This is a genomic window from Oceanispirochaeta sp., from assembly GCF_027859075.1.
GTDB lineage: Bacteria > Spirochaetota > Spirochaetia > DSM-2461 > DSM-2461 > Oceanispirochaeta.
This window is the reverse complement of the sequence record NZ_JAQIBL010000005.1, coordinates 46,298-52,375: the sequence shown is the minus strand read 5'-3', so window position 1 is coordinate 52,375 and position 6,078 is coordinate 46,298. Positions and strand designations below refer to the sequence as shown.

The 6,078-nt window shown below is 44.9% G+C and carries 8 protein-coding genes; 5 read left to right on the top strand and 3 right to left on the bottom strand.

Features of this window, described 5'->3' with window-relative positions:
* From PF479_RS20680 to PF479_RS00640, 4 genes are all read left to right on the top strand, one after another.
* Positions 1-78, top strand: a 78-nt coding sequence (locus PF479_RS20680; RefSeq protein WP_367277188.1) for a rubredoxin-like domain-containing protein, incomplete at its 5' end; no start/stop codon positions are given.
* A 35-nt stretch (positions 79-113) separates the two neighbouring features.
* Positions 114-488 (top strand): desulfoferrodoxin, encoded by a 375-nt coding sequence (locus PF479_RS00650; RefSeq protein ID WP_298001191.1) that lies wholly within the window; start codon positions 114-116, stop codon positions 486-488.
* Positions 489-584: 96 nt separating this feature from the next.
* Positions 585-743 carry a rubredoxin gene (gene rd / locus PF479_RS00645; protein WP_298001189.1) on the top strand — a complete coding sequence of 53 codons (159 nt, stop codon included), beginning with the start codon at positions 585-587 and terminating at the stop codon, positions 741-743.
* Between the two features lie 87 nt (positions 744-830).
* A complete protein-coding gene (locus PF479_RS00640; protein WP_298001187.1) occupies positions 831-1,571 on the top strand; it encodes a methyltransferase domain-containing protein in 741 nt (246 codons plus the stop codon).
* Between the two features lie 10 nt (positions 1,572-1,581).
* Here the strand turns inward: PF479_RS00640 and aroC are convergent, their stop codons facing one another.
* Both aroC and PF479_RS00630 read right to left on the bottom strand, forming a co-directional pair.
* On the bottom strand, positions 1,582-2,649 hold the full coding sequence (gene aroC, locus PF479_RS00635; RefSeq protein WP_298001185.1) for a chorismate synthase: 1,068 nt from the start codon (positions 2,647-2,649) through the stop codon (positions 1,582-1,584).
* Complete coding sequence (locus tag PF479_RS00630) at positions 2,639-3,184, bottom strand: shikimate kinase (protein ID WP_298001183.1); 546 nt, start codon at positions 3,182-3,184, stop codon at positions 2,639-2,641. Before PF479_RS00630 ends, aroC begins: the two co-directional genes overlap by 11 nt.
* A 152-nt stretch (positions 3,185-3,336) precedes the next feature.
* Between PF479_RS00630 and PF479_RS00625 the strand changes: the two genes are divergently transcribed.
* A complete protein-coding gene (locus PF479_RS00625) occupies positions 3,337-3,537 on the top strand; it encodes a hypothetical protein (RefSeq protein ID WP_298001181.1) in 201 nt (66 codons plus the stop codon).
* A gap of 120 nt (positions 3,538-3,657) precedes the next feature.
* On the opposite strand, the gene PF479_RS00620 is transcribed toward PF479_RS00625, so the two are convergent.
* A complete protein-coding gene (locus PF479_RS00620; RefSeq protein WP_298001179.1) occupies positions 3,658-5,916 on the bottom strand; it encodes a patatin-like phospholipase family protein in 2,259 nt (752 codons plus the stop codon).
* Positions 5,917-6,078 lie beyond the last annotated feature (162 nt).

Sequence of the window (6,078 nt, the reverse complement as noted above, 5' to 3'; positions counted from 1 at the left end):
GGTTTAAAGGCTCCCAATAAATGCCCCGCCTGTGCCCATCCTCAGGCTCATTTTGAAGTCCTGGGCGAAAACTGGTAAATTCGAATCTTAAATAAATTTTACAGGAGTAAAATATGATTGCAAAAGGTCAAGTCTATAAGTGTGATGTATGCGGTAACATAGTCGAAGTTCTATTTGTCGGCGGTGGAGAGTTGGTTTGCTGTGGTCAGCCAATGACACTGCTGGATGAAAAAACGGCTGATTCCTCAACGGAAAAGCATGTTCCCGTGATTGAAAAGATCAGCGGTGGTTATAAAGTGATTGTAGGCAGCACTCTTCACCCTATGACAGCAGAGCACTCCATTCAGTGGATCGAGCTGATTGCCGACGGTAAGTCTTATAAGCAGTTCCTGAAACCCGGAGATCAGCCCGTGGCAGAGTTTGCTGTGACAGCGTCTCAGGTTACAGCGAGAGAGTACTGTAATCTTCACGGACTCTGGAAAAGTTAAAGCCCTGTTTTTTTGATATGTATTGCCCTTGCGAAGGGGCAATAAATATATATACTTTTATTGAAACCCGGATAATGAGGTTTTGGAGGTTACAACATGAAATATGTATGCGATGTTTGCGGCTATATTTACGATCCTGCAGAAGGCGATACTGATAATGGTATCGCTGCCGGAACAGAATTCAAAGACATTCCCGAAGATTGGGTCTGTCCCCTCTGCGGAGCCGAAAAATCTGATTTTTCTCCCAACGACTGATGAATTCATAGAGTGTTATTAAAAAAAGCCGTCCTTACAGGGCGGTTTTTTTTGTATGCTGCTGTATATTTTTGCTTGAGGTACATCATGGACTTTTATTCAATCCTTTCAAAATATTATGAAGAAATATTTCCCCTGTCTATAGAAAGTCTGGACTTTGTAATGAAAAGAGTCCCTTCTGAATCCAGTCTCCTTGATGCGGGCTGCGGTACCGGAGGAATGGTCCGGCAGCTCAGACAACAGGGAATTCAGGCGAAAGGTTTTGATCTGGATGAGTCTATGATTTATGAGGCAGATATCAGACTTGCTGAAGAGCTTACCGGGATTGAAAAGGATGAGAACCCCGTGTTCAAACCGGGGAATCTGACTGATATGACCCAGCTGTATTCCCTGGAGTGCTTTGACGCAGTGATCTGTTTGGGGAATACCCTGATCCATATCCCCTTTAACCTGCAGTTTCAGTTTCTTCAGGATGCGGCAAAATTGTTGAACACCAGAGGGACTCTTATACTGCAGATTTTGAATTATACTAATATTCTGGATGAGGGAATGACTTTTCCCCTTATAGAAACCGAGCACTGCCGGTTCAAGCGGCATTATGAACCCGGTGCCAGCGATGGTATGCTCTCTTTTGTGACAGAACTGGAAGAAAAAAAAACAGGCCGGCTCTTTGAAAACAGCATTCTTCACTATCCAATGATGCCCGAAACCCTGATGGCCGCCTTAAGCATGTCAGGTTATGCAGAGTGGGATACCTATGGCAGTTATCAGGAAGTTTCCGCCGGATCTGGACAACTTCCCCTCATTGTGACGGCTCAATTAGAATGAAAGTAGCCATTCAGCTCATCTGAAAGCTCTTCTGGGCTCTCTGTCTCAACAAATGGTCTACAAGGACTATGGCCGTCATCGCTTCCATTACGGGGATGATGCGGGGGCATATGATCGGGTCATGCCTTCCTTCTGTCCGTATCTCTGTTTCTTTTCCCGTCACATCCACTGTATGCTGCAGAGCGGAGATGGAAGCCGTTGGCTTAACCGCTGCCCTGAAGATGATTTCCTGGCCTGTGGATATTCCACCGGTGATGCCCCCCGCATGGTTGGTCAGGAATCCCCGGCCTGACATTTCGTCGTTGTGGTCGGAGCCAAACATATCCGCGGCCTTAAAGCCTTCCCCGATTTCAAATCCCTTGACCGCACCGATAGACAGGATCGCCTTGCCAAGGTCGGCTTCCAGCTTATCAAAAACGGGTTCTCCCAGTCCGGGAGGAACGCCCTCAATCCGGCATTCGATAATGCCTCCGGCACTGTTTCCCTTATCTTTCAATGACTCGACAACTTCTATCATCTTGAGGGCTGCCTCGGGGTCACAGGCTCTCATAGGGTTTTTTTCGATTTGATCGGGGATATATTTTTCACAGCGGATTCCCGCGGCCGCCAGGGTGTAGGCCTTGATGCTGATGCCCTGCAGGCTCAGTACTTTTTTGGCTATTGCACCGGCGGCGACACGTCCTGCCGTTTCCCGTCCTGAGGCTCTGCCGCTTCCTCTCCAGTCTCTGATCCCGTATTTCTGCTGATACGTATAGTCGGCATGACCGGGTCGGTACTTATTCTTAACGTCATCATAATCGCTGGAAATTGTATTGGTGTTCAGCAGCATGATCATGAGGGGGGTTCCTGTGGATTTCCCTTCAAAAACACCGCTCTGTATTATGACGGTATCACTCTCCTTTCGGGGAGTTGTCAGGTCGGACTGTCCGGGTTTCCGGCGGTCCATATCCGGCTGTATATCTTCTTCCGAAATGGGAAGTCCCGGAGGAACACCGTCAATGATGACTCCCACAGCTTCTCCATGAGATTCTCCGAAGGTCGTGATCCTGAATGCCGTCCCAAATGTATTACCCGCCATAATTGCTCCTGATAAGCCGAATCACCTGCTCTGCTGCCTGCTGTTGATTCAAACCGTGTATATCGATGATATGATCTCCCTGGTTTAACAGGGTCTTTGTCCGTTTTGTGTAGAGCTTTTCGAAGGATCCTTCCGGATCGGATGCATCAAGAAAGGGAGGGATTCCCTTCACTATGATTCTCTGATAAAGAATCTCGGTCCTCTCGTTCAGGATGAAAATCTCTGTGTCCGAATCCTTTAAAAGTTTCAGGGCGCCCATATTTTCCAGGGTGCCCCCGCCCAGAGCCAGTATCCGTATCTTCTCTGAATTTTCATCCAGATAATGCCTCAGCGCTTCCTTCTCTTTGGCCTTGAATTCCATCTCACCCATCTCTTTATACCATTTTCTGATGGTCCATCGAGGGGGAAGAATTTTGAGAATCAGATCATCCAGATCGTGGAAGGGGAGTGATAGTCTTTCTGAAACTATCTTTCCTACTGTGGATTTTCCTGTATGTTTGATTCCACCCAGGGCTATGACCGGCATGAATGCCATTTTTTCAAACCCTGAATCAAAAGGCAAGCCCTAAATGAGAATATGCAGTGCTAATATCGCTTAATTAAATGCCGATAATGGGAATAAGCTACTATTTCCTGTAACCTTTTGATTTTCTAAAGAGGTTCAGGATCAATTCGAAGGAGTTCAAAATGAAGGCGTATACTATCAAGGGAACCCCCGACCGGAAAGAAATTCTGGAAATCCTGCGGGAAAGCAAAGACGGGTATCAGGTTAAAATCACAAGAGATAGAAGCGGGTGGATGGAAGAACGAAAAGAGTTCATGCCCAAAGAGCTGTTTGATACCTGTATCAGAACCGAGTACCTGAAAGAAGTGACTGGTTCCCTCTAACAGCCTGTCGAACTGATCACTGGTATTTTTGAGAAATCGCCCCAAGGTCCTCTTATCCCTTGGGCCGATATATCAGTTCGTATCTCAATATTTTATCACAGCACAGAGATTGTTAACTGATCAGAAATAGCGGTCCTTAAACAGTACGGATGAAGTTGACAATCCCAGAAAGAGTGTCCACCTCATATCCTTGTTGAACTGTACATTCATTTCCAATTCACCCAAATATGTAGCCACCATAACCCCTATTGAACCTCCTTGATAGAGAGTGGAATCTCTGTGTTCATCCACTTCCGAATCCACCCACAGAGACGCTGTATTCGTTTTAAGCTGTAGATAAAATTCATTACCAACGCTATAAGGAAGATCCAATATCTTCTGTTGGAAGGTCAGTCCCCCCATGATGATATTTTCCGCTCTTAGCTCCTGAGGCATATATCCAGCAACAGAGAATCCCTCTCCGAGGAAAGGTCGTGATACTGCAGACAAATTTCCGTTGACGACATTCTGGTATTCACCAAATGGTATCATCTGGGCCCCACTCCAGAGCGGGATAAAGACTTCTCCGGCACCCTTGAGTAAAATAGCGGACTCCTCTTCTTCGGGCGTCAATTGCAGCTCCGAGAATACAAGGAAATTGACACCTTTCCGGGGAGCGATGACTCGATCCAGAGTATCGGCAGCAAAAAATGCTTTGACTCCGTACTGAAATGAATTAATCTCGGAAAAGTTTTTCTCGCCTTCCTTAAAATCCATCCAATTCAGCCTGGCAAAACTACCTGTTGTAATTTCTAATCGTCTCAGAAAGGGTTGTTCATAATATAGGCTTGCTCCGGTTTTTCCGACAAGGTAGGACGATTCCAGATGATCGGAATCATAGAAATAGGCGGGATTCTGTAAAACCCCTGTCCGGAGGATCAGCATTCCAGACCAATTTGAGGGATCATATCCTAAGGAGAGCATAAAGGAGGGGTAGGCAGATAACCAGGCTTCCACATCGTAGTATCCGGTTTTATTCCTGCCGAACCAATACTGATATGCCAGTTTCAAAGAGAAATCAGACATAATGCTTTCGCTGCGCAGAATTGAAAAATTTACAGCTGCACTGATAAGTTCATCTGGTTTTCCAACTGGAGGTGCTTCTACAAGAAGATCAAATTGTCCATCCTCTACAGCAATAAGTCTGTAACGAAGGCGTTTATATTCACCACTGTCGAATAACGCATATACATGCTTTTGAATTTGTGTTATATCAGGGCTGTTGGACAAAGCTTCTTTCAGTGTGGCTGCAAGCTTTAATTCCAGATCCGGACGGCCTTTAGAATCAACGATAATTTTACGGAGTGGATAAAGAACCGTTTCAGATACTATCTTGTTCATTGGATATCCGGTTATCAGCTTTTTTTCTTTTGGAGCTGATGAATCTGAAATCTCTGATGCCAGATTTTTAATTTCCGACCTCATATTATCCGCAGCCTCATAACCTAATGTAATCAGAGGGGCTCCTTTTGCGAAATCACCCATATTATACCCTTTAAGATTCGGTGAAATGAGCAAGTCGACAGCTTTCAAACTAATTTTGTCTTTATCATGTGTTTTGATCTGATCAGCCTGAGCTGCTATTGCGGCGATATTTGATAATTTTTCAATATCTTGTTCTAGAGAATAGAGTGAAACTGCAATAATGATATCGGCTCCCATATCCTTAGCAACGGTAGTAGGCAGATTCTCGACCCATCCTCCATCGATGGCATATCGTCCCTGATAGTAAACGGGCGTAAAAATACCAGGGATTGACATGGAGGCCCTAATTGCTGTTTTTAGATCTCCTGTAGCATAAACGATTTTTTCTCCGGTGATGAAATCGGCAGCCACCGCCCTGAATGGAATGGGAAGATCATCAAAATCCATCTCAGATGCATATTGGGCCATAAGCCTGTCCAGGAACTCTACTGCATGCTGGCCCTGAGAAAATCCGGTATTTTCAACCTGGCCTTCCTTGTTCAATCCTATGGAAAGATAGTAGCGGCGCTCCCTGCTTTTTTGTTCAAAACTGATTTCCTTCCTGTCGAATTTATCTAAAATAAGATTCTTCCAGTCTGCTTCAATAATAATGGTTTCCAATTCATCAGGACTGTAACCGCAGCAGTATAATCCACCAATGATACTCCCAATACTCGTCCCAATGACCATATCGGGTCTTATCCCTTCTTCTTTCAGTACCTGCAAAACACCAACATGGGCGAAACCGAGGGCACCTCCCCCCGCCAGAACTAGGGCAACAACTGGTTTTTCAGTCTTTTCAACAGAGTTTTCCTGTGCCTGTATCTGTCCTAAAAGCAGGATTAGCAATGGTAAAAGAAATCTCTTCTTTCTCATGTTCTCAGTACCTTTTATTACCCTCTAACTTTTCAGTCATATTCAGTTTCTTTATTCCTATCATTCATTATTGTTTTATGGTTCACCCGCATCAAGGGATCTCTCAGAGAATCCCTTATTTTGTAGATATTTTTGACAGAGTTCTTTCTTCTATTTTAGGAA

Bases quoted from the DNA above. Each gene is read 5' to 3' on its own strand.
- PF479_RS00640 (WP_298001187.1), top strand. From the start codon at position 831: ATGGACTTTTATTCAATCCTTTCAAAATATTATGAAGAAATATTTCCC.
- PF479_RS00625 (WP_298001181.1), top strand. From the start codon at position 3,337: ATGAAGGCGTATACTATCAAGGGAACCCCCGACCGGAAAGAAATTCTG.
- PF479_RS00650 (WP_298001191.1), top strand. From the start codon at position 114: ATGATTGCAAAAGGTCAAGTCTATAAGTGTGATGTATGCGGTAACATA.
- aroC (WP_298001185.1), bottom strand. From the start codon at position 2,649: ATGGCGGGTAATACATTTGGGACGGCATTCAGGATCACGACCTTCGGA.
- PF479_RS00630 (WP_298001183.1), bottom strand. From the start codon at position 3,184: ATGGCATTCATGCCGGTCATAGCCCTGGGTGGAATCAAACATACAGGA.
- PF479_RS00620 (WP_298001179.1), bottom strand. From the start codon at position 5,916: ATGAGAAAGAAGAGATTTCTTTTACCATTGCTAATCCTGCTTTTAGGA.
- rd (WP_298001189.1), top strand. From the start codon at position 585: ATGAAATATGTATGCGATGTTTGCGGCTATATTTACGATCCTGCAGAA.